The sequence below is a fragment of the Gallionella capsiferriformans ES-2 genome, assembly GCF_000145255.1.
Classification (GTDB): Bacteria; Pseudomonadota; Gammaproteobacteria; order Burkholderiales; family Gallionellaceae; genus Gallionella; species Gallionella capsiferriformans.
Genome location: NC_014394.1, coordinates 2,048,603 through 2,071,424 on the forward strand (window position 1 = coordinate 2,048,603; position 22,822 = coordinate 2,071,424).

20 protein-coding genes are annotated in these 22,822 nt (G+C 51.2%); 8 read left to right on the forward strand and 12 right to left on the reverse strand.

Annotated features, from left to right (window positions below):
- The first annotated feature begins 57 nt into the window (after positions 1-57).
- Positions 58-789: a pseudouridine synthase gene (locus GALF_RS09390; RefSeq protein ID WP_013293819.1), complete on the forward strand. Its 732-nt coding sequence runs from the start codon at positions 58-60 to the stop codon at positions 787-789.
- 56 nt (positions 790-845) lie between these two features.
- Here GALF_RS09390 and GALF_RS15045 read toward each other — a convergent pair whose 3' ends face one another.
- The 7 genes from GALF_RS15045 to GALF_RS09425 form a co-directional block, all read right to left on the reverse strand.
- The gene (locus GALF_RS15045) at positions 846-1,619 is read right to left on the reverse strand and encodes an ankyrin repeat domain-containing protein (RefSeq protein ID WP_013293820.1); all 774 of its coding nucleotides are present in this window, start codon (positions 1,617-1,619) and stop codon (positions 846-848) included.
- 226 nt (positions 1,620-1,845) lie between these two features.
- Complete coding sequence (locus GALF_RS16090) at positions 1,846-2,973, reverse strand: methyl-accepting chemotaxis protein (protein WP_013293821.1); 1,128 nt, start codon at positions 2,971-2,973, stop codon at positions 1,846-1,848.
- 150 nt (positions 2,974-3,123) lie between these two features.
- Complete coding sequence (locus GALF_RS15050; RefSeq protein ID WP_013293822.1) at positions 3,124-6,540, reverse strand: bifunctional diguanylate cyclase/phosphodiesterase; 3,417 nt, start codon at positions 6,538-6,540, stop codon at positions 3,124-3,126.
- Positions 6,541-6,747: 207 nt separating this feature from the next.
- Positions 6,748-7,203: a response regulator gene (locus GALF_RS09410; protein ID WP_013293823.1), complete on the reverse strand. Its 456-nt coding sequence runs from the start codon at positions 7,201-7,203 to the stop codon at positions 6,748-6,750.
- Positions 7,204-7,251: 48 nt separating this feature from the next.
- The gene (locus GALF_RS15055; protein ID WP_013293824.1) at positions 7,252-8,913 is read right to left on the reverse strand and encodes a methyl-accepting chemotaxis protein; all 1,662 of its coding nucleotides are present in this window, start codon (positions 8,911-8,913) and stop codon (positions 7,252-7,254) included.
- Between the two features lie 27 nt (positions 8,914-8,940).
- The gene (locus tag GALF_RS09420; RefSeq protein WP_013293825.1) at positions 8,941-11,664 is read right to left on the reverse strand and encodes a putative bifunctional diguanylate cyclase/phosphodiesterase; all 2,724 of its coding nucleotides are present in this window, start codon (positions 11,662-11,664) and stop codon (positions 8,941-8,943) included.
- 399 nt (positions 11,665-12,063) lie between these two features.
- Complete coding sequence (locus tag GALF_RS09425; protein ID WP_013293826.1) at positions 12,064-13,539, reverse strand: PAS domain-containing protein; 1,476 nt, start codon at positions 13,537-13,539, stop codon at positions 12,064-12,066.
- 401 nt (positions 13,540-13,940) lie between these two features.
- Between GALF_RS09425 and GALF_RS09430 the strand changes: the two genes are divergently transcribed.
- From GALF_RS09430 to GALF_RS09440, 3 genes are all read left to right on the forward strand, one after another.
- Positions 13,941-15,110: an IS4 family transposase gene (locus tag GALF_RS09430; RefSeq protein ID WP_013292311.1), complete on the forward strand. Its 1,170-nt coding sequence runs from the start codon at positions 13,941-13,943 to the stop codon at positions 15,108-15,110.
- Between the two features lie 512 nt (positions 15,111-15,622).
- A complete protein-coding gene (locus tag GALF_RS09435) occupies positions 15,623-15,901 on the forward strand; it encodes a type II toxin-antitoxin system TacA family antitoxin (RefSeq protein WP_013293828.1) in 279 nt (92 codons plus the stop codon).
- Positions 15,901-16,413: a GNAT family N-acetyltransferase gene (locus tag GALF_RS09440; protein WP_013293829.1), complete on the forward strand. Its 513-nt coding sequence runs from the start codon at positions 15,901-15,903 to the stop codon at positions 16,411-16,413. The genes GALF_RS09435 and GALF_RS09440 overlap by 1 nt, the downstream gene beginning before the upstream one ends.
- A 257-nt stretch (positions 16,414-16,670) precedes the next feature.
- On the opposite strand, the gene GALF_RS15725 is transcribed toward GALF_RS09440, so the two are convergent.
- Positions 16,671-16,835 (reverse strand): hypothetical protein, encoded by a 165-nt coding sequence (locus GALF_RS15725; protein WP_190274067.1) that lies wholly within the window; start codon positions 16,833-16,835, stop codon positions 16,671-16,673.
- A gap of 12 nt (positions 16,836-16,847) precedes the next feature.
- Here GALF_RS15725 and GALF_RS09445 point away from each other — a divergent pair, with 12 nt between their 5' ends.
- Together GALF_RS09445 and GALF_RS16195 are read left to right on the forward strand one after the other, a co-directional pair.
- Positions 16,848-17,774 (forward strand): DUF6969 family protein, encoded by a 927-nt coding sequence (locus GALF_RS09445; RefSeq protein WP_013293830.1) that lies wholly within the window; start codon positions 16,848-16,850, stop codon positions 17,772-17,774.
- 113 nt (positions 17,775-17,887) lie between these two features.
- Positions 17,888-17,953 (forward strand): hypothetical protein, encoded by a 66-nt coding sequence (locus GALF_RS16195; protein WP_317623719.1) that lies wholly within the window; start codon positions 17,888-17,890, stop codon positions 17,951-17,953.
- An 8-nt stretch (positions 17,954-17,961) separates the two neighbouring features.
- Here the strand turns inward: GALF_RS16195 and GALF_RS09450 are convergent, their stop codons facing one another.
- From GALF_RS09450 to GALF_RS09460, 3 genes are read right to left on the reverse strand one after another with little or no spacing between them, the layout of a single operon-like run.
- Positions 17,962-18,801, reverse strand: coding sequence for an HD-GYP domain-containing protein (locus GALF_RS09450; protein WP_013293831.1), 840 nt, complete (start codon positions 18,799-18,801; stop codon positions 17,962-17,964).
- A 23-nt stretch (positions 18,802-18,824) separates the two neighbouring features.
- Positions 18,825-19,550, reverse strand: a complete 726-nt coding sequence (locus GALF_RS09455; protein ID WP_013293832.1) for a cytochrome c biogenesis CcdA family protein — start codon at positions 19,548-19,550, stop codon at positions 18,825-18,827.
- Positions 19,551-19,561: 11 nt separating this feature from the next.
- Positions 19,562-19,945, reverse strand: coding sequence for a thioredoxin family protein (locus GALF_RS09460; protein ID WP_013293833.1), 384 nt, complete (start codon positions 19,943-19,945; stop codon positions 19,562-19,564).
- 369 nt (positions 19,946-20,314) lie between these two features.
- Between GALF_RS09460 and GALF_RS15060 the strand changes: the two genes are divergently transcribed.
- Together GALF_RS15060 and GALF_RS09470 are read left to right on the forward strand one after the other, a co-directional pair.
- Positions 20,315-21,022, forward strand: coding sequence for a c-type cytochrome (locus GALF_RS15060; RefSeq protein WP_013293835.1), 708 nt, complete (start codon positions 20,315-20,317; stop codon positions 21,020-21,022).
- Between the two features lie 114 nt (positions 21,023-21,136).
- Entirely contained in the window at positions 21,137-22,264 is a 1,128-nt protein-coding gene (locus GALF_RS09470) for a YeeE/YedE family protein (RefSeq protein WP_013293836.1), read from the forward strand.
- Between the two features lie 10 nt (positions 22,265-22,274).
- Here the strand turns inward: GALF_RS09470 and GALF_RS09475 are convergent, their stop codons facing one another.
- Positions 22,275-22,775 (reverse strand): MerR family transcriptional regulator, encoded by a 501-nt coding sequence (locus GALF_RS09475; protein WP_013293837.1) that lies wholly within the window; start codon positions 22,773-22,775, stop codon positions 22,275-22,277.
- Positions 22,776-22,822: the final 47 nt, after the last annotated feature.

The window sequence follows — 22,822 nt, forward strand, 5'->3', positions numbered from 1 at the left end:
TCTCAGTTCACGCTGCTTTGTGCTTAAATCGCGCCTTAACTCATACGCATAATTATCATGGAAAAAATTCGTCTCTCCAAACGCATGTCCGAACTTGGCCTGTGCTCACGCCGCGAAGCGGACAGCTATATCGAAAAGGGCTGGGTCGATGTGGATGGCGAAACCGTCAGCCTGCTGGGCACCAAGGTCTACCCGAACCAGCAGATCACCCTGCGCACGGCCGCACAGGTCGTCCAGCACGAGCGCGTGACGATTTTAATCAACAAACCGGTAGGCTATGTCTCAGGACAAGCGGAACACGGCTATAAACCGGCCTCCGCCTTGCTCGATGAAGCCACACATTGGAAGGACGACCCGTCGCCGATCAAATTTCATCGCAGCCAGTTCATCGGCTTAGCGCCTGCCGGACGGCTTGATATCGACTCGCAAGGCTTGCTGATACTGACGCAGGACGGTCGGGTTGCCAAACAACTGATAGGCGAGGACTCCAAAGTAGACAAGGAGTATCTGGTACGCGTACAGGGCAAGCTCGAATCCTCCGGTCTGGCGCTGCTCTGTCAGGGCTTAAAGCTTGACGGCGAATATCTGAAACCGGCTAAAGTCTCCTGGCAGAATGAAGACCAGCTGCGCTTCGTCTTGAGGGAAGGGAAAAAACGCCAGATCCGCCGCATGTGCGAACTGGTGGGGCTGACCGTCACAGGCCTCAAGCGCATCCGCATCGGCAAGATCAAACTGGGGCTACTGCCTGCCGGTCAGTGGCGCTACTTAGGCGAACACGAGCAGTTCTAAAGCGCGGTGCTGAAATCGTTTAGCCCCTGATTTGGGGGGCGCCATTTCGGGATGCCTCAGGGGCGTGCGCCGTACTGGCGTAACAGCACAAGCAGCTCGTGGCTGTTGCGCTTTTGGGCGATAGCCAATAGAGATCCGTGAGTGCCGGCAATATTTGGGTTGGCCTGACACTCCAGCAGCAATTTCGCGGCGGCAAGGTGTCCGCGCGTCACAGCCAGTGAGAGCGGCGTACCCCCGCTATTTTGAACGGCATCGATCAGCGCACCAGCAATGCACAATTCCCCGGCTATCTGAGTATGGTTATAAAAAGCGGCCCAGTGCAGTGCCGTATACTTCCCCGTATCCGCTGCATTGACTTCAGCGCCATTGTGTATCAAGTAGCGCACGACACCTAACTGCGCGTTAATAGCGGCAATCATCAGCGGGGTCTGCCCACCTTCAAAGCGGTAATCGATCCTCACCCCGGCGCCCAGAAAAATTTCAATCGCGTGCTGCTGTCCTCGCTCAATCGCCTGCATAAACCCCTGCGGTGTGGGGTTTGCAAAGGGAATGGATTCCCACGGGTCTTCGAAGCGGGGTAATTGGTAACCATTTTTCTTGCAGACATCATGGAGCTTGCTCAAAAACAACAGTTCCTCTACCACCTTCAAAGAGAATCCCTGCCGCCCGCCGCGATGATCGATCATCAAGTCGTGCATATAGGCGTCAAATTTAGGCGTATTCCACAACTGCATCAGGTGGTTCAAGACGTGCGTGTAATCTCGCGCCAGCATTTTTGGATACTTGTCGGGCAAATTCTTAAAAAGCAGGGCAACACGGGAATTGATCATGAGGAGCGATTAATTGAAATAGTCTACGGCGTCAAAGCGAGCAGCAAAAGCGACTGCTTTATATAGGCTTATTTAAAAGGACTACGTTATACCACCGGAACTGAAGGGCTACCCCCTGAAATTAACGGATCAACGAGATACCGGAGACGCCAACTCGTAAAATCCAATTCTCCCAAAGTGGGGGGCTAAATATTGGATCTGCGGCCCGAATTTCAGTATCGCCGCCTTATGCGGGGGCGTGACACAGCAAACTACTATCGCCTTCACCGGCGACCGCTATTCTTTCAAGTCCCTCCAGCACACTCATACTGCATGCTTCCATTTTTTCAACATGTTGCATTCCGTCCAATGCATTACCGGAGCGAAACGCTTTAACCGCATCCTGACCAAACTGATGAAATGACTGATGCGGTACTGCAATCATGGCATACCCGTCCAACTTAGCAAAACATGCTTTTCCTTCGCCTTCAAAATACCACTTACCCAGTCGACACGCCGTATGTGAAGAAAAGCTGTCTGCTGTCCGGCTGGAAATCCCCATAAATACTTTGTAAATTTCAAATTTGTAAAGGACATGGTCAATTTTAGAAACTTCCACAAAGCTGCGTAACGCCGATGCCGAAATCGTACCTTCGATCTGCTTCGATAATAAAAGCAAATGCCCCATGCTTTCCATCACGCCGCCCACATCCTGACTAAACTCTTTGGACTTATCGGCAAGATCGGTCATTTGCACCTTAGCCTGATCCGTCTCACCTTGAATGGCAGCAACAATTGAGGATATTTCGCTGGTCGCTTTGGCTGTACGTTCGGCAAGTTTGCGAACTTCGTCAGCGACAACGGCGAACCCGCGTCCTTGCTCGCCGGCTCTGGCAGCTTCAATCGCAGCATTCAGCGCCAGCAGGTTAGTCTGGTCGGCAATTTCTTTGATGAGTTTAACGATGCTACCAATCTCTGAGGCACGCAGACTTAAATTATCCACATTCTTGGAGGACTGCAAGGTATCGGACGACAGCACATCAAGGGTGCTTGAAATTTTCTCGACAGAATCACGATTGCTTCCAGACACAATTGCGACTTGAATCGCGTTTAATTTCTCTTCGCGCAAAGACTCGGCGGCAGCGACCTGAGATTGTTGCAATGAGACAAATGACTGCCCAAAGACCTGCATGTTCTGGAAAATCAAATTTGCAACAGCGCCGCTTGACTGTGCTTGCACGAGCTCTGAACGCATGGCGTCACGCTCAGATTCAACACGGGCCAGAGCCTCTCGCAAAAGTTCGACTTCGGACTCGGAACGCGCTAATTTATCCTGCGTAAATTTAAGTACTTCCTTCGCTTTGCCACCAAACATAATAATCACCTAAAACGTTTTTTCATATTTACAGAAAGTGTAAATATCCCTATTTTTATCGACACCGCGACTGGCCATAAACGCATGGACACCCGTTGCCCCACGCTCGCAATTCAAGTTCGCTCGGCCATTACCGCGCAACTCACGCTGTCAATTGACAGGAGTAAGCCCACCGGCACGGCTTAACAATCCCTCAAAATCGCTCAAAGGGACGGGCTTGCTAAACAGATACCCCTGATAATTTGTACACCCTTTTAACGCGAGCAGGCGCCGTTGCTGTTCGGTCTCGATTCCTTCGGCAATGATATTCAGTTTCATGCTTTGCGCCATGGCAATAATGGTGCGCACGATAGCCTTGTCATGCTCATCGTGCCCGATATCACGCACAAACGACTGGTCAATTTTCAACTGATCTAAAGGTAAGCGTTTGATACTGGATAGTGAGGAATAACCGGTACCGAAATCATCCATCGAAAAATTCAAGCCGATTTTTTTTAGTTGTTGCATCGTAGCAATAATATTCTCTACATCATGCACCAGCATGCTCTCGGTAATTTCTAATTTGAGACGATCTGGAGAAATACCGCTATCCGTGACCAGCGCCTGCACTTTCTGCGCAAAATCTGCTTCATGAAACTGACGAATACTGACATTAACCGCCAGCACTAAATCACACTTGAAAACATCCGACGCCCATCGCTTCAGCTGATCGCACGCCTGTTCCAATACCCAGTAGCCTATCGGGATGATCATGCCGCTTTCTTCCGCCAGCGGAATAAACTGCGCGGGAGAAATCATGCCCAAGACAGGATGAAACCAACGCAACAGCACTTCAGCGCCAACGGGCTGATAATCTGCATTGACCTGAACCTGATAATACAGCATCAATTGCTGCTGCTCCAGAGCATGGTGTAACGCGTGCTCTAACTCGGCACGCGCCAATAGCAGCGCTTGAGTCCGCTCATCATAGAAACGTACGGTATTGCGCCCGGCCGCTTTTGACTGATACATCGCACTGTCGGCACGTTTTAACAGCTCGTCAGGACTGCTGGCATCAGCACAAAATAAGGCGACCCCGATACTCGGGGAACTATGATATTCATAGCCTTGCAACATATACGACAGATTCAACGCTTGCAATATCTTTTCCGCCACTCGCTTGGTGTGCGCACCGGCATTGTCATGCCCGTGACTCAAATTATCCAAGAGTACAACGAACTCATCGCCCCCTAAACGCGCGACCGTGTCCTCCTCCCGCACGCAGCCTTTCAAACGCTGAGCGACCTCAACCAGCAGCAAATCGCCCACAGCATGCCCTTTCGTGTCGTTGAGCGATTTAAAATTATCCAGATCGATAAAAAGAATTGCGCCATGCTTATCGTTGCGCAGATTGCTCGTAAGTGCGTGTTGCAGGCGGTCCATCAGCAAGCGGCGATTGGGCAAACCCGTCAGCGGATCGTAAAAAGCCAGTCGCACAATCTCACTTTCGCTTTTTTTGCGTTCTGTTATATCGCGCACTGTTGCCTGCAGCACTACCCTCCCATCCAGTTTCATCGAGCTCAATAAGACATCAGCAGGGAAACTTTGTCCGCTATCCATGCGCTTATGCAGCCACTCAAATTGTGCATTGCCGTCCCTCGTGGCCGTCGCGATGTATTCGTTGGCCAGCGTCAGCGAGTCGATGCCATTAGGTTGCGTTGCCGGCGACATATCAGCCGGATGATGTTTGCACAATTCCTCGGTTGTCGCACATCCGAACAGCCTTAAAGCGGCTTTATTGCAATCGAAAAAACCTTGCATATCTAACATCAATACCGCATCGCTATTAGAATCGAAAAGTATATGCAGTTTCGCTTCAGAGCGTTCAATCGCCTCAGCGGACTTTTTTCGCTCGGTGATGTCGGTACGTATGCCAATATACTTATACGGTTTGCCGCACTCATCCATAAACGGCACAACCGTCATATCCAGCCAATACAAACTGCCATCTTTAGCGCGATTACACACCTCGTCATTCCACACCTGACCACGGGTAATGGCGCGATACATTGCTTTGAAAAAACCTTTCGGGTGCCACCCGGAATTGAGCATTTTATGATTCTTGCCTATGAGTTCCTCACGGGAATATTGGCTGATTTGACAGAAGCGCTCGTTCACATCGGTAATCGTGCCTGTCACATCGGTGACGGAAACAATCGCGTGCTCGTCGAGTGCAAATTTTTGGTACTGCAATTCTTCCGCGATACGCTTTGAATGTGCTTCGCTTGCAGCCAGCTTTTCTTGTGACTCGCGGCTGATTAGCAAGTTGGCGCGTATTTGCTGGTTTAATATCTCTAACTCCTGGGTGCGCTCGGTGACGCGCTGTTCAAGATTCTGATAAACCCGGTCTAAATGGTGCGACATGCGATTAAACGCGTTGGCCAGTTCACCGAACTCATCCTCAGAGGTAATCTCGATCGGCCGGGTAAAATCCTGCGTGCGTTCTATCTCTTCAATCGCGTTCTGCAGCTGTTTCAACGGATGAATGATGGCGCGATTTTGCAAGCGCAAATATAACCAGATCGATACCGCACTCAACACCAGCAACATCGCCAATTGTTCGGCAAACATCACCCACATCGGCCACAAAATTTCGAAAGCCTCTTGCTCGACCACCAATGTCCAGCGTGAATCGTAAAATGGCATGGAGGCGCCCAGCATCGTTTTACCGTTCACTCCGCTATAAAAACCCATGGTCTCACGGCACCCTGTCGTGCACTTCGCATCCGTCAAATAGGTACCGCTCTTGCCGCAAATCACGCCGGCCTGCTGCATGGTCGTACGCCAGGGCTTTTCACTCCCGCGTCCTTTGAGAAACTGATCCGGGTGAATACGAGAGTCGGTGATAAGCAGATTCTCTTTATTGACGATGTAAAAATCGAAGGTTTTTCCCACGCCCGCCAGGTAATACGCCCCCATATCACCAGCCAGATTACCAATCTCGCCATTGACGATATTGGTCAACATACGCGCATCGGCATGCACATAGACAGTGCCCTCAAGGGCCGGCGCTGCAAACGTGATCACAGGCACATCCGCGTCAAAATAGGGATCGGAATACCCCGACGTCAAATCGAGATCATGATTCCACACCCGCCCCTCGCGTTGAGCGTCCGACGAGTATCGAATAATACCGGACTCCACATAATCAATTGCGCGATAGACCTGCCATGTCGGGATCGTACGTTTCCCGGCTACAATTTCATCTCGAAACGGATGCTCCGCTAATTTGAAAACATCCGTTTCCACGATGCTGGCAAACTGACTGCGCACTACCGTGGCATCCGCGTGCGCAACCAGATTCGCCATCTGCCTTGCCAGCTTTTCATTCTGATCGATAAATCTAATGACACCCTGCTGCTTTGCGTCCGTAAAATTCATCAAGCCGTTCAATGAGGTGGTGACATTGAGCCAATAACTTTGATAAGTAAAATAGGCAAAACCTGCCGTCAGAGACAGGCCGAACACTATCGCAGAGAGAACGAATATTTTCCACTTGATGCTGAGTTTACGAAATTGACTAACCATTCATGCTTTCTTTTCTAACCAATCACTGATTGACAGGCATTGCTATATTCTGCATTGAAGCGCACTCACATGACGACAGCATGAAACTGACATGCTCCCTGATGCACAACATCCTGTTGGACAGCCGTATGGGTATCCGTTTTGATATCGACATGGCGCAACCTTATCATTGCCGACGGTTGACGCATCAAAATAATCTCAAACAGATCAGGCACAGGCATTAAGCAGTTCGCTAGTCAATTTAGTCATATTGACAGGTTTTGCAACAAATCCATTCATTCCGGCTCTCGCCGTTTCAGCAGGTTCATCCTGCATCATTCCCGCGCTCATGCCTACGATAGGAAGACGTTTAAACTCGGCATGCTGACGCAACCGTCTTGTCGCTTCCAGACCATTCATCACCGGCATCTGAATATCCATTAAAACGAGATCGTAATTCCCGGTTTTTATCGCTTCGATGGCGACTGCGCCATTCTCCACCACCTCAAGATGCATCCCAAGATTTGTTAGCATGATACCGATCATCAGCTGATGCACACGGTTATCCTCGACAAGCAATATTCGTTTTCCACACAGGCGTTGCGAATCCGGCTGCGTAGCAGCATTTTCCTGTTGAAAAAATTTTTCCGAAATTTGTTTCAGGTATTCAAATTGAATCGCCATCCCTAACCCCTTGCTGAATACACATCCATTGTAGCGGCCCACTAAAAATCAAACCCGAAACACCTCTACTGCGCTACGCACCTGCCCTGCGCGACTTTCCAGCGCTCCGGCCAGTTGCAGCAAGGCACCCGCCGCTTGTGAGTTCTCTTCAGACATTTGTGCCACGCGCTCGGTATTTTTTGCCAACTCATTGGCCGCCACGGCTTGTTCAGTGAGCGCGGCCGAAATATCCTCTATTACGCCGGCAACCTCACCAAAACTCTGCCTGACATGACCAATCGACGTTTGTGCCGATTCGGCATCACTCACGCCTTCACGGGTGGTTGCCACCACGGCATCCATTCCCTTCAAGGCATTTTTCGCCACTTCCGCAATCTGCGCTGACATTTGATTGATTTCCAGCGTCGCATTCGCCGTGCGCTCCGCCAGCTTACGCACTTCATCAGCCACCACAGCAAATCCGCGTCCCTGCTCTCCGGCACGAGCGGCCTCTATCGCGGCATTCAACGCCAGAAGATTCGTCTGATCGGCGATTTCCTTAATCACTTTCACGATCTGGCTGATACGGGATGCGTCGTCTCCCAAACGCGAAACCTCGCCTGCGGCATGCTCTATTTCCCGCGCCGTCGTGAGCAGACCGGTGACCGTTTTAATGACGACCTGCTCACCTTGAGCGGCATCTTCGCGCGAACTGTCTGATATCCGTCTGGCACCATCCCCCTGCGTACTAATTTGCGTGGTGGCTACGCTCATTTCCTCGATAGCGGAAGCCATCGTGCTAACCGCGTCGGCTTCCTGATGCGCATTGGCGGCAATCTGCCGGGCGGATCCCGCTAAGCTATGCGCCATGTCGCCTACCTGATTGGCCTGTTTTTTGACCGAATCGATCATGTCGCGCAACGAAGATTGCATGTGGTAAGCATCCGCCAGCAAACTCCCCCTTGCAGGCAGTGTGACTGGCTGAGCTGAAAAATCACCGGCAGCCATCGTATTGACCACTTGCGCTACTTCACGCGGATCGCCGCCCAGCATACTCAAAACCTGACGGATGATCAGACTAGCCAGCACAATCGACAGGCTCAATGAAATAATCACCCAGATGATGACAAAATTTCGCCGCGACTTAAAATCCTGTTCCGCAACCGCTAACTTTTCAACCCCCTTCTGACGGACGAAGCTCTCGAAAGCGTCACGCTGCTCATCGATTTTTTTTGACAACGCGCGATCGATGCCTTTCACCTGCGCATCTGATTCACTTACATTGCCGGTATGCGCATCAATCTGCGCGAGATATTTTCCGCTCACCGCACGATGCTCATCCGCCAAGCCCGCCATGTTGCTGATAAATCCATCGAAACCCGTGTGCCCCTCGGCAAGCGTCTTCAATCCGGCCAGCGCTGCGGCATGAGACTGGTTAAAACTTTCATCCGCCGCGACAAACTCCCCCCGGTATTTACTGACAACGGCGGCATTAGCCCCGCGTATCCACACATCCTTGGCCAGTTTCACCTCCTTCATGAACGCCATATTCATGTCGTTGATCTGGCTCATCACCTCGAGATCGGCATTCAGCCGTGCCACGCTTTCCTTGCCCCCCTGCACCGAATTGCTTAACTGCACCAGCCCAAACAGCGCCATTGCGATAAACATACTGAATGAGACGGCTTCGAGTCCCATGAATTTGTGCTTCAACGTCAAACTGTCGAACATGAATCTAACTCCTGAATTGAGGTTTATTTATCGAATACCCTGCTGCAGCAATAGGCTGAATTCCGTTGCCGGTACCGGACAGCTATAGTGATAGCCTTGTCCGACCTCACACCCCTGAGTCTCGAGCATGTCACGCTGTGCATTTGTCTCAATGCCTTCCGCGATCAAGGACATGCGCAAGTTATGCGCCATACCGATGATCGTTTTGACCATTTCAGCATCGTCGGCGTTGTTATCCGCCGCGCTTACAAACGAGCGGTCAATTTTTAGTATGCTGATGGGGAAACGGCGCAGATAGGACAGGCTGGAGTAACCGGTCCCGAAATCATCCAGCGCCAATTGAATACCTAACGCCCTGATTTCATGTAGAATCTCACCCATTCCTTGCGGATCAAGCAATAAGCTTTCCGTCAACTCCACTTCCATGCGCGTCGGATCCACACCGCTTTCCGCCAGCGCATCACGCAGCGACTGCATCAGTTCCCCAGAACGCATGAACTGGCGCGCCGACACATTGAAGCTCACCTTGATATCCCAGCCTTGATCATGCCAGCGTTTGGCCTGATGGCACGCTTGCTTCATCACCCAGTTACCAATATCAATAATGAGACCACTTTGTTCCGCAATCGGAATAAAACGTGCCGGTGACACCTGCCCCATCCCGGGGTGATTCCAGCGTATCAGTGCCTCACAGCCTATAATCCGCCCGTCACATAAATCGACTTGAGGCTGGTAATACAACTCGAATTCATTGCGTTCCAAGGCATGTCGCAACAGCCGTTCCAGCTGGACACGCTCGACAGACTGATCATGCAATGCTTGCGTGTAAAAACGATAAGTGGCACGTCCCTGCTGTTTGGCCTGATACAACGCCACATCGGCATATTTGAGCAAATCATCCGCATCCCGCCCGTCCTGCGGACACATGCTGATACCTAAACTGGGCGTAATGCGCAATTCGTCATTGCCGATACGCATCGGTTGAGATAGTTCATGAATAATTTTCCCGGCGATACTGGCCACATCATCGGCCCCGTTCACGCCATTGAGCAACAGGACGAACTCGTCCCCCCCCATGCGTGCCAGGGTGTCATCGGCGCGCACACAGCCTTGCAAACGCTCCGCAACAATTTGCAGCAGGACATCACCCGCGCCATGACCTAGGCTATCGTTTACATCTTTAAAATGATCTAAATCGAGATACATCAGCGCCAGCTTTGCATCCCGACGCACCACACTGCTGACGGCCTGACTCAGACGATCTTTCAACAGACGTCGATTCGGCAATCCTGTGAGCTGATCGTGATAGGCCAAATGCTCGATTTGAGCGGAGGTTTGTTTTTGTTCAGTGATATCCCGAAACAGCGTTTGAAAAGCAATCCGGCCGTTGGGTAGTTGCACGACCTGTACCGAGACATCCACATCCATCAGGCGACCGCTTCGTGTACGGTAACGCGATTCAAAATTATCTATCCCCGTAAGCTGTAATTTTTCTTTGCGTGCGGCAATGGCATTCTGATCATCCATCGCTTCAATGTCCGACACCTGCAACAGAAGCAGCGCATCACTGGCATATTCCAGCAAATTGGCCGCTTCTCTGTTATGCGTAATGACCGCCAGACTTTCATCAAAAAGCAACACGCCCTCAGGCAGCTGCTCAAACAAGGTTTCAAATTGCGCGCGTGCGGCCCCCAATTCGTCGAGCAATGCGTAACGTTTCGACACGTCATGAAACACCATCACTACCCCTACCGCATTGCCATGCTCGTCGCGCACCGGTGCTGCGGAATCTTCCACCGCCAACTGGCTGCCATCACGGCGGCGCAACAGCATGCCGTTTGACATCGGGATAGGGATTCCATCACGCAATACGCTCTCCGCGGGTGACTCGACGCGCTGCTGATGGTGAACATCATAAAGTTCAAACACGTCACTGATCAGCTTGCCGCGTGCCTCAGCCTCAGTCCAGCCCAGCAGTCTCTGCGCGGTCGCATTGATGGACTCCACTCGCCCCTGCCTGTCGCCGACCAGCACCGCATCCCCGATGGCTTCATAAATAGCTCGAATGCGCGCATCACTTTGTACGATGAAACCCAATGCGCGATACACCTGCCAGAAAAACCACAACGATAACAACGGCAACACCATCGCTAAAGCGCCCAGCTTCAAACCATGCCGCCCCAATACACCGGCAACCATCCCCTGTTCCCGGGCAACGATTTGCCCCTCAAGCTTCTTAACCTCACGATGCAATGCATCACGCAACAACCGATCACGGCCTTGCACGCGCCCATCGACCAAGCGGGCTGAATAAACATCCTTCGGGTCGAACAAGGCAAGTGCCTCGTGATAGTTCGCCATCAACTCCTGATGCTGACGAACAAAGTTTTCCATTTCGCCGACGTCAATCGCCAGCTTGCGCGCCGCAGCTTGCACGTTGAGCAGCTTGTTCTGAAGGGAACTGGCATGAGCCTCGAAGGCATTTTGATGCTTCGCACGCAGAACCGGGTCGTAACCACGCAACAGAATATCTTTCCACTCCTGAGTTTGATCCGCCAACTCCGCCATCACATCGCTCACGGAATTTTCCAGCGCAAGCAGTTGTATGCGATCCTCGCGCGCCTGCTGACCCAATTGCGTAACTACCTCGACAAACCAATAGCCGCCCAACGACACCGTCAGCAACACCGAGCCCACCACACCCCACATCAAACGACGAATACGCCCTACCTGCCCGCTCCTGCGATCCATCCCCCCCCCCCCCCACCCTGCAAGACCAACAGGGATTTATCTAACAAACTCATTCGTGATATCCGGCTGTCGTGACTGTGGCTGTCCATTCTTTAATCGAATTCAATGATCTAACACGCGCCGTCAGAACCTGCCGAACTCAGGCATTGAATATAGTCGATGCCAGGAAAATAGAAAATCCTCCATAAGGGGCAATTGAATACCTCATTTGCGACATCTACCCCCTTTGCGGAAATAATTAGCTTATTCCTGCCAGCCATTTAGGCAGAGCGCTCACAGCACAAGGTGCAAATTGAGCAAGGAATGTAACCCCTACCCCAGACGAGGTATCTCAGGGAATACCGCGCACGGGAAGACAGCAACTTGTGAGGAATGATCGCGAGCCAGTACAAGACCGATTCAACAGGCGACGATCTTATTTTTGATCGCGTAAGCCGTTAGTTCTGCGGCACTGTGAAGCCCGAGCTTGCGCATCAGGTTGCGCCTGTGGGTAATGACGGTAGTTTGCGAAATATTGAGTCTAGCTGCAATTTGCGCTGAGGTAAGGCCCGCTGCAATCAGCCCAATCACATCGAGATGCCGGCGACTCAATTTCCCCGCCCCCTCCTCAGAACGCACGATTGCATTTTCCTCTGGCGTGGCCGCAACCGTCCGGTCATCCATTTGCAGGATAAGCGACTCAATTCTCCGCAACATGTCCGTGCCTTCGAGCTTGAGCCGTTTCCGGTCGCTGATATCTTGCACGGTGCCCACAGAACGAAGCGGGTTGCCGCCACTGTCGTACACGGTTTCACACCGTTCATGCACGTACTTGATGCGCCCGTCTGTTAGCAATAGTCGATGTTCAATATCGTAGGGAATCTTACTTTTCAACGAATTCAAATAAGCACTGCTCACCGTGCCCCTGTCATCAGGGTGAACAACCGCAAGGAAAGCCTCGTAAGAAGGAGTAAAGCTATTCGAATCCACCTCAAAAATACGAAAAATCTCCTCAGACCACCACAGCACGTTGCTGATCAAATCCAGCTCCCAGTTGCCAAGATGGGACATACGTTGCGCCAGCGTGAGGCGCGCCTCACTTTTTTTCAATGCTTCCTCAAAAATCTTACGCTCGGTAATATCCCTTGAAACGCCGAACACGCCAACAATTTCACCCTGATCACCGTGGATGGGATATTTTCGGCTATTGACCCAGCCACACTCCCCGTTTACCTGCACATATTCCAGCTCTACATTAACAGACGGCATGCCCGCGTAAATCAATTTTTCTAACTGGTAACACCTATCTGCGAACTCCTCGGGAAAGAGCTCATAATCAGTCTGACCGATCAAATCGCCCCAGCGCTGGCCGCGTGGACAAATAGATGCGAGTGCCTGACTGGCACCGGTAATAACGTGATTTTTATTTTTAAAGCAAATAAAATCGTCGGTGCTGTCCATCATGTACTTGAAATGTAGATCTACGGGGGCAGTATCAATATCGTATAAGCCTTTGGCATCTTTCAGTATTAACCGAAGCCTCACACCTGACTTATCCGCAGAGGACTTTTCAAAGTCAAGCCTGACAATACGAATTTGCCCGTTGGCTTGCCTTAAACGAATTGGAAAGCTTCCTGATGCTGGCGAATCAGCATTTAAAAAAAGCAAGCTTGCCAGATCGCCATCTTCAAGATGGATACGATCTGGCAAGGAAATATGACCGGCAATAAAATCGTCTGGTGTAAACCCGAGCAATGCCTCGATGCTGCCACTGACAGACAATACGACGGGTGAATCTGACAATAAAATATGGAACTCAGCGCCCAAGCCATCGTATTCGGCGCAGCGTATTTTGTCTGGAGCGATATTGCCAAAGGATGGGGGGCTTTGTGTCATTTAATGTGATTTCTTCGATTTAGCACTGCTAGGAGCACTTGCAAGCAATAGGTTTGAACCGTGTCTTTTCGACTATAGCGCTGACACTTCGAGCATGGAGCTTGACTTGAACGAGCAGATCGCCCATTTTTTTAATTTGGAAAAATACAGGGAGCCGGGAATTGCCTGCATCAATTTTATCAGACCGCCTAAACATGCTATTCGCCCAGTAGTATTTGACGGGCAATCTAGTATGCCATTACACTACTGTCCGGTAGATTTTAAGTTCATTTCGCTGTAGCCCTTTATTGACGTGGCTTTCAGCACGTTTTTGCATTCCGACGATTTCAAATACTATCTGGAATCGCCTTTGGTTAAAAAACCGTATCGTTTGCCCTTTAATCGGCAGACGGAGCGGCAGCATGAATCGGGGCAAAACAGTTTTCGCACAATTGCTGGACTTCGTGCCGTTCAATCATTTCGAATATCTGACCGAGCGCTTTGCCGCCAACCACGGGATCAAGCATTTCTCCGCATGGAGCCAATTCATCTGCATGGCCTATGCACAACTGACCCGGCGCGATGGCTTGCGTGATTTGGTTGCCTGTCTCAATTCTCAGAAGAGCAAGCTTTACCATATCGGTATCCGCAGCAAAGTATCCCGTTCCACACTGGCCGATGCCAACGAACGGCGCGACTGGCGGCTGTTCGAGGCACTCGGCCATCGTTTGATCTCCATAGCGCTCGAACTGTACCGGGACGAGGACATCGGCCTGGGACTCAAAGAACCGCTCTACGCCATGGACTCGACCACCATCGATCTGTGCCTGACGCTGTTCCCCTGGGCGGAATTTCGTTCAACCAAGGCCGCCGTCAAAGCGCACACCATCATTGATCTGCGCGGTTCAATCCCTGTGTTTCTGTCCATTACCACCGGCAAGGTTCACGATGTCAATCTGCTCGACGTGATCCCATTCCCCGCTGGCACCATCGTCGTCATTGATCGGGGCTACCTGCACTTCGCCAGATTGTATGCGCTACACCAGCGCCAAGTTACCTTTGTCATCCGCGCAAAGAACAATCTCCGCTTTACCTGGATTGCGTCGCGCGAAGTGGACAAAGCCACTGGATTACGCTGCGATCAAACCATACTGCTGGCGACACCCAAATCAAAAACCGCTTACCCGGAACGCCTGCGCCGGGTTTCTTTCCGCGACCCGGAAACCGGCAAGCATTTGGTGTTCCTGACCAATCGCTTCGATTTGCCCGCGCTGACCATCGCCAATATCTACAAAAATCGCTGGCAAATCGAACTGTTCTTCAAGTGGCTCAAGCAAAACCTTGCCATCAAACATTTCTATGGCAATTCCCTCAATGCCGTCAAATCCCAAATCTGGATCGCAATATGCGTTTACCTGCTGGTCAGCATTGCCAAAAAACAGCTCAATCTTCCTGCCTCCCAGCAGATTTTACTGAATCTTTTTGAGGTCAATATGTTCGATAAAACCCCAATAAATCAAATGGTTGCAAATGCGATACAGAATCTTGACGAACCGGACATCAGTAAACAATTGAATCTATTCGATTTTTAACCGGACAGTAGTGATGCCATTAATAAAAAATCAAGTTATATATTGCAGATTTATTGCCAACATTGCAGATGTGGAATTACTCGATGACATCGCATTACAGCCCGGGACAGGTAAGCGCGTTGCTGGATACATTGAATCTGATCAGCAAAAAGAACAAACGGACTAACGCGAATCGGGGGTGGCTGTTCAGAAAATTCTGCCCCCTTCAAAGTCCCCACAGAATTAAAAACGGGCTAGAACATTTCTGCTCTAACCCGTTGTTTTGTTTGGTAGGAACGAGCAGACTCGAACTGCTGACCCCTTGGATGTCGAAATAGCAGTCGACCTGTAATAGATTGATTTAATTGATAATACGCTGCAGTGTTCCGTTACAACTATGCACTACAGCGCACAACGATGCATAACCAAGTCCGGCAAAATTCCGGCAAGCTAATTTCGTACAAAGGTATATTGCTATTGCATTGTGAGTACATATGGCGCACAATAACGCAATCTAATTTTAGGAGTCCATCATGGAAACTACGATGACCAAGGAAAGCCGTCTGAATATCCGATGCGACAGCTACACACGCCAGTTACTGGACAAAGCAGCCAGTTATGTACACGTCAGCATCTCAGAATTTGTGCTGTCAAATGCGCTCGCCTCTGCTGAACGTATTGTACAGGAGCATGAATCAATTACATTGAATCCAAAAGACTTCGAGTCGTTCTTAGCAGCGCTTGACGCTCCTTCTGCGCCTAATGCGGCTTTGGATCGCGCATTCAAACGCCACGCTGATCAGGTACGTTGATGAAATACCTCATCCGCCCACTTGATGCGGACATTAACACGGCTGATTTTCAGTGCGGAACACAACCGCTGAATGATTACATCCGTCGCTATGCCTCGCAGGATGTACGCAAAAATGTTTCTCGCGTGTTTATCGCAACGCCAGAAAATGATCAAAAAAAACTAGCAGGTTTCTTTACCTTAAGTGCTGGAAGCGTAGGTTGCTCTAGCCTTCCAACATCGCTTGCACGAAAACTACCACGTTATCCGGTGCCGGTTGCGCTGATAGGCCGACTAGCCGTAGATAATGAGTCACAAGGCAAAGGTTTAGGATCAATTCTGCTTGCCGATGCCTGTCAAAAAGTGTCTCAAGCCAGCTCTGTTCTAGCCGTAGTCGGAATCATTGTTGACGCAAAAGACGACAAATCGATCTCGTTTTATAAACACTTTGGTTTTATTCCATTGCCAGGTCAAGCCGACAGACTGTTACTGCCAGCATCGGTGTTCCAACAAAATAGTCCCTTCACCGAGTAATAAAGTTAATCTCTCAGCGAGTAACCGCGTTATATCGTACTGAGCTTCCCCCAAAAAATAGTCTTCCAAGGGTGACGTAAAATTAACGTTACTTTTGGAAAGGCAAATGATGAGAATACCGAAGCAGGAATACACGACAGAATTCAGGGAGCTTAGACACAGCTACAACATATTCAAAATAATGTGTAAGGTTTGAAGTTTAACTCCGACTAATCCTTGCATCCACCATTTTGGTAATGTCAGATAGGCTTACAAATTTACCCCTGGAGAGAAATAATGAAATTCAATAAAATTGCTAAAACCCTGATTTCGTCTGGCGCACTGGCTGCCGTAATGAGTGGTGCGGCAATGGCGGCCCCCTGCGGAGCGGCTAATCCCTGCGCGGCACGCTCTAAAATGGAAGCATCGGCAAATCCATGCACAGGAAAGAATCCATGCGCAGGCAAAAACCCCTGTATGGCAAAACACCAACACCACAAAGCCAACCCTTGCGCTGCAAAAAATCCGTGTGCCGCGATGCATCCATGCGCAGCAAAGAATCCTTGCTCTACCAAAAACCCATGCGCAGCAAAAAACCACTAAGCAAAAAGTCGGCATCGCACTCAACCAGCCACGCAATGGGGCTGGTTGTTTCGCCTGATTTGTCCTCCCTGCCACTTGCTCAGTTGCAAGCCATGCAGCAGGCCGGCTTGGAAATCCTTGCCTGTTACCGGGTGCTGCAAAAAGCCGGGATGAATGTCGTCGGCGAAGTGCTGCGCGACACGCTCAATAAAGGCGAGACTTTCTACGAATATAACCACTATCCTGACGACGACGTGTACGACCGAGAGAGTCATGCGCAGTATTACTACCATGCCCATCGCGGCGAAGTCGGGGAGCACGGACACTTTCACTGCTTTCTGCGTCCGAAGGGCATGCCCGCAGGTGTAATGCCCATCGAGCACCCCGCAACCGATCCGTGGCCCAAGGGCGATGAGGCCTTGTCACATCTGCTCGCCATTGCCATGGATGGCTACGGTTATCCGACCGGATTATTTACCACCAACCGCTGGGTGACTGCTGAAGCATGGTATCCCGCCGAGCAAGTGATCCAAATGCTGGATCACTTCGTGATAGACCATGCATTCCCATCATGGCCAGTAAACCGCTGGATCAGCGCGATGCTCATACTCTACCGCCCACATATCGAAGCATTGCTCAAACGGCGCGACGAAACTGTCTGGGCTTGGGCGGAATTGCACCCTAGTGAGGACGTATTCGAGGATCGCATGCTGGACATCACCAGCCATATCCCAATCTCGGTGGAAGATACACTGCGCGAAATCAAACTTATGATTACCTCTTCACAACAGCAGACATGAACACTTAAATCCCTGATCGCCTGCCCGCATTGCGGGCAGGAGAAAATGGGAGCCCTCGTGCCAGTGGTTCTACCTTCCTTGTGGTTTTGAAACCAAAACTGGGCGATTGCTGTGTGTTCTGCTCTTATGGATCGATTCCTTGCCCGCCGATCCAGCAACGCAGCTCATGGAAGCCTTGATCGCTTCCTTAAAACAGGTGCGGCGCGATCTCCGTCACCATCGCACCGATCAAGTCGGTGTCGCAGTCAGGTGCGAGCACGGAGGCCTCTCCCATTCCTCCCGTCATTTCCAGTTGCAGCAAACCATCCTGTTTGTGCAGTCGTGACTCACCGCCGCAGGCACGGCAATAGATATGCTCGCCATCACGATGCGTAGCCCGAGCCACGACGGGCGCGCTGCATGACGGACATGGCAGCAAGGGGATGCCCGACTCGCTGTGGCCGACGATGTGTACAATATCCGTCATGCGCTCCAACGCTAAAAAGTGCTTGCCCAGATTCTGGTCAAACTGACTGCCCAGCTCGCTACCGATAATGGAGAATGCCTTTTCTGTCGGCATGCCTTTACGGTAGGCGCGTGTACTGGTCATTGCATCAAAGGCATCGGCGATGCTGACGATGCGTGCCACCTCGGGAATGACATCACCCGCAATACCGTGAGGATACCCCCTGCCGTCCGGACGTTCGTGGTGAGCAACCACAGCATCCATTGCCAGCCCTGCAAGCGGATGGCTGGACAGAAGCCGCCCGCCCACCGACGGATGAGTTTTGATGATGTCATACTCGGCCTCGGTGAGGCGATCCGGCTTATTCAGAATGGCATCCGGCACACCGACCTTGCCCAGGTCGTGCAAAAAACCGCCGACCTCGCACAGCGAAATATCACGCCTTGATAAGCCGGCCTGTTGGGCCAGCAGCCTGGAAAATTGTGAAACGCGCCAAAGGTGGCCGCCGGTATAAGGGTCGCGCGCTTCGACGATCATTGACAAGCCGAGCAGCGTGTTCAACAACGATTCTTTTTCAGACATATATTCTTTCTCCGATTCAACGCTCAAAAACGACTGGTCAATATAACCAGCCAATCCGGCATAACATTCACCGCATGACGCTCAAATGTTCTATCAACTCCTGACAAAACAAAAATACCAAGCAATAGCAATGCCGCGCCAAAAACTTTTTTCGCCTTTTGTCCGTTCTCAAGCATGCGGTTGCGCCATCTACCCATCGCCTGACGGGATAACATGCCGATAGCCAACAGCGGCAGTGCAGCGCCTAAACTGAACATCAGCATCACAGCACCTACCTGCAACAATGCCTCTCCCTGACTGGCAAGCGTGATTGCCACCCCGAGTGTAGGACCGACGCACGGGCTCCACACGATTCCAAGCAACATGCCGAGCAAAAATTGACCATGCAAACCATCCAGATTAAAACGCGCGAGTAGTCCTTGCCCCACGCCCAATCGACTGATTGCACCGCTGAACCTCTCTTGCAGCACGCTGGAGAACATAATGGCGCCAAACAGTATCAATAGCAGACCTCCCACCACACGCAAGCTATCTGCCTCCAAGCCAATCCTGGCTCCCATCGAACCGATTACGACGCCAATCACGGTATATGAAGCCATTAAACCTACAATCAGAGCATACGGCCCCATGCGATGCGAGCTTACCGATGAACCCAACAAAATAGGCACCAGCGGTAAAACGCAAGGTGATAGCGTGGAAAGAACGCCCGCCAGAAATGACAGGCCAAAACTAGTCAAGCCGAGTTCCATGAATACCCCCTCTACAAAGCCGAATACAGTAATCTGGCAATCCGATCACTGTCGGTCTCGCCCGTCATTCGACCAGCCATTTCGCCGCCTTTAAATACGATCAATGTACTTTGATATTTGGCACCCAATTTGTGTACAACGGGTTTCTGTTGATCAAAATCGACACGTAAAATAGTTATTTCACGAAACTCTGCCTTGGACAATAACTTTTCCAACACCCGCTCCTGAGCACGGCAGGTTCCGCACCAATTTGCATGAATTGTCACCAATACAGGCTTTTCTGCCTTGTTCAAAGCATCCATTTTCTCTTGTGTGTATGGTTCGCCCAGCGCGTGAGCAAGCAGCGGAAAGATCAATGCAAGCAACAACATCAAAGATCGTGCAATCTGTTTCATGAAGGTCTCCTGGATATTACAAAGTGGGCTTGATGCCTTGCATCAATAAACTTTTGTCGTTATAAAAACCGTTTTCTTACAGACGAATACAAATATTCTCGTGTAAGAAGTGTCCATCCTGATTCGACTGACGACGGTCAGCTGCGCTCAACACGATCTGAATTTACCGATACCCTCTTCCAAGGAAGAACACTATGAACCTCACATTCAGCGTTGTCGATTCTTACGCCTGTAAAACAGGTAATTTGTCGGAGAAATTTTGTAAGGATAGTACCTATGCCATCGACTAACTATCGTCACTGAAATTGCAGCGCGTGACTGATTCGTTCATTGCAACACTTAAGACTCATTAAAACTAAGGAGAACACCATGAAACGCAGCCCCCTATACAACGTACTGCTTGCTTCCGGCGCGCTAACCCTATCTCTTGCCGGAATGGCCATAGCCGCACCTTGTCGCGCCAATCCCTGCGCACCGCGAAACAGCACATCGCGTATGAACCCTTGCGCGGCCAAGAATCCCTGTGCAGCCAAAAACCCGTGTGCAGCCGCTTCCGACCGTATCGACCCCGCACTCACCACACGTCCAAATAATTATCGTCCCTACAAAGGCAACCACACCCAACTCGTTGCTGAAGGCAAAACGCTATTCAGCGATACCAGCTTGAGCACGAATGGCATGTCTTGCAACACCTGCCACCAGAGTAATGGTGCTTTCCAGGCAACCTTCGCCCAACCCTACCCGCATTTTGTGCAAATGACGCATGACCGGGCCAACGTCAAAGTCGTGCATCTGGATGAGATGGTGCAGTTTTGCATGGTCGTGCCAATGGCGGCCAAGCCGCTAGCCTGGAGCAGCAAGAAACTGGCCGCACTGACAGCCTACTCCGCTTCGCTGCAAAAAGGCTTCAGGGTGAATGCTAACCCATGCGCGGCCGCCAATCCATGTGCCGCAAAGAATCCCTGTGGCGCGAAAATGAATCCCTGTGCAACCAAAAACCCATGCGCGATGAAGATGAACCCGTGCGCCGGAAAAAATCCGTGCAATGCCAAAAACCCCTGTGCGGCGAAGCACTGATAAGCCAGCGTAATGCGACGGCAACGGGCTTCAGGGTGAAGTCGGTTGCCACTCCCGATCAATCCAGACATTGCGGGCACAGAAACGCTGTGCTTCGATTGCAGGTTTAACAAAATGAAGATGCAACGTTTATATCTGGGCGCGTCCGTTCTTCTCATGCTGCTGCTTACCTGGCAGACTGTACTGCACGAATCCGCCCTGCTGCTGATTCCGCTGGGTGCGCTGTTGGGTGTGGCATTCCATCATGCGGGGTTCGGCTTTACCGGTACATATCGAATGCTGTTGGAGGCTGGCAGCGTCAGACTGGTGCAGGCGCAACTTCTATTGCTGGCGCTAACCACCCTGCTATTTGCGCCTTTCCTCGCCGCCGCATCGTTCAACGGCCACAGTATCGTTGGCGCGGTTGCACCACTCGGGTTCGGCGTCACAACGGGCGCGTTCATGTTCGGCATCGGCATGCAACTAGCGGGCGGTTGCGGCTCCGGCACGTTATGCGGTTTCGGTAGCGGTAATACGCGATTGTTCTTCACCATCATCACATTCTGTTTCGGCGGCTGGCTCGCCACATTGCATGCAGACTGGTGGGAAAACCTGCCCGCCTGGGATGCCCCAGCACTCGGCGATATGTTGGGCTGGCCGCTGGCAGTAGGGTTACAACTTGCCGTGTTCGCCCTGCTGTGGCGGGCGACACTGCTCTGGGGAAAACGCGACGAGGTCAACACGGTCCAGGTTTACACTTGGTGGCGCGGACCATGGCCGCTGTATCTCAGCATGCTGTTGGTCGCCCTGCTCAATCTAGCGGTGCTGCTGCAAACCGGCCACCCCTGGGTGGTGACTTGGGCATTTACTCTGTGGGGTGCCAAGATGGCAGCGGCACTCGGCTGGGATGCGGAAGGCAGCACATTCTGGAACAACGACTACCGGCTGGATCAATTGCAAGGCAGCGTGTTCACCGACGAAACCAGCGTGATGGATATGGCCATCATCTTGGGATCGCTGATCGCCGCCGCGCTGGCGGGTGTACTCAAACCTAATCTTCGTTTGACCTTACTGCCGTTGCTGGCCGCGCTGCTCGGCGGACTCCTGATGGGTTACGGTTCGCGCATCGCCTACGGATGCAACATTGGTGCTTTTCTCTCTGGCATTTCATCCACCAGTTTGCACGGCTGGCTGTGGATACTCGCCGCACTGCCCGGCAATTGGGTCGGCATCAAACTGCGCGGCGTGTTTCGCGTCGAGTAGCGTAGCCAGGTTACGACAATGTTCTTTCTCCGCCCACCAGGCTGTCAATAATCGGGCAGCCACAGCCGCCTTTTCCTTTTCGACAGGCGGAAATAAGTTTTTCTAATGATGATTCTATGGAGAGTAAATCCGCAATTTTTTGTTTGATTACCACAAGTTTTTTCTCGGCCAACCTCTTTGTTTCGGCGCAATGCTCGCCTTCGGCCAACTTGAGCAGCAAGGAAATTTCCGTCAGCGAAAAACCAATGGCCTGTGCGCGCTTGATGAACAGTAAACAGTTCAATTCAACTGCACCATAACGTCGGATCGAACCAAATTCCCTTTTCGGTGTGTTCAGCAATTTCTCGCGCTGGTAATAACGAATGGTTTCCACATTTACGCCAGCTTCCGAAGCCAATTGCCCGATGGTCATGCCGTTTTCCGGATCATGTATCTGTAATTTTGGAGCACTCGCTTTGTTCGTTTGGCCGCTGCGCTTCGCTTGCTCGAAACTTGCTTTGCTCGTTTTCATAATGCTTGACTCCGTAGTTGACTACGGGTTTAAGGTTAGCACATCTT

Excerpts from the sequence above, each read along its gene's own strand:
- GALF_RS09390 (WP_013293819.1), top strand. The coding sequence starts at position 58 with ATGGAAAAAATTCGTCTCTCCAAACGCATGTCCGAACTTGGCCTGTGC.
- GALF_RS15045 (WP_013293820.1), bottom strand. The coding sequence starts at position 1,619 with ATGATCAATTCCCGTGTTGCCCTGCTTTTTAAGAATTTGCCCGACAAG.
- GALF_RS16090 (WP_013293821.1), bottom strand. The coding sequence starts at position 2,973 with ATGTTTGGTGGCAAAGCGAAGGAAGTACTTAAATTTACGCAGGATAAA.
- GALF_RS15050 (WP_013293822.1), bottom strand. The coding sequence starts at position 6,540 with ATGGTTAGTCAATTTCGTAAACTCAGCATCAAGTGGAAAATATTCGTT.
- GALF_RS09410 (WP_013293823.1), bottom strand. The coding sequence starts at position 7,203 with ATGGCGATTCAATTTGAATACCTGAAACAAATTTCGGAAAAATTTTTT.
- GALF_RS15055 (WP_013293824.1), bottom strand. The coding sequence starts at position 8,913 with ATGTTCGACAGTTTGACGTTGAAGCACAAATTCATGGGACTCGAAGCC.
- GALF_RS09420 (WP_013293825.1), bottom strand. The coding sequence starts at position 11,664 with ATGGATCGCAGGAGCGGGCAGGTAGGGCGTATTCGTCGTTTGATGTGG.
- GALF_RS09425 (WP_013293826.1), bottom strand. The coding sequence starts at position 13,539 with ATGACACAAAGCCCCCCATCCTTTGGCAATATCGCTCCAGACAAAATA.
- GALF_RS09430 (WP_013292311.1), top strand. The coding sequence starts at position 13,941 with ATGAATCGGGGCAAAACAGTTTTCGCACAATTGCTGGACTTCGTGCCG.
- GALF_RS09435 (WP_013293828.1), top strand. The coding sequence starts at position 15,623 with ATGGAAACTACGATGACCAAGGAAAGCCGTCTGAATATCCGATGCGAC.
- GALF_RS09440 (WP_013293829.1), top strand. The coding sequence starts at position 15,901 with ATGAAATACCTCATCCGCCCACTTGATGCGGACATTAACACGGCTGAT.
- GALF_RS09445 (WP_013293830.1), top strand. The coding sequence starts at position 16,848 with ATGCGCAGGCAAAAACCCCTGTATGGCAAAACACCAACACCACAAAGC.
- GALF_RS09450 (WP_013293831.1), bottom strand. The coding sequence starts at position 18,801 with ATGTCTGAAAAAGAATCGTTGTTGAACACGCTGCTCGGCTTGTCAATG.
- GALF_RS09455 (WP_013293832.1), bottom strand. The coding sequence starts at position 19,550 with ATGGAACTCGGCTTGACTAGTTTTGGCCTGTCATTTCTGGCGGGCGTT.
- GALF_RS09460 (WP_013293833.1), bottom strand. The coding sequence starts at position 19,945 with ATGAAACAGATTGCACGATCTTTGATGTTGTTGCTTGCATTGATCTTT.
- GALF_RS15060 (WP_013293835.1), top strand. The coding sequence starts at position 20,315 with ATGAAACGCAGCCCCCTATACAACGTACTGCTTGCTTCCGGCGCGCTA.
- GALF_RS09470 (WP_013293836.1), top strand. The coding sequence starts at position 21,137 with ATGAAGATGCAACGTTTATATCTGGGCGCGTCCGTTCTTCTCATGCTG.
- GALF_RS09475 (WP_013293837.1), bottom strand. The coding sequence starts at position 22,775 with ATGAAAACGAGCAAAGCAAGTTTCGAGCAAGCGAAGCGCAGCGGCCAA.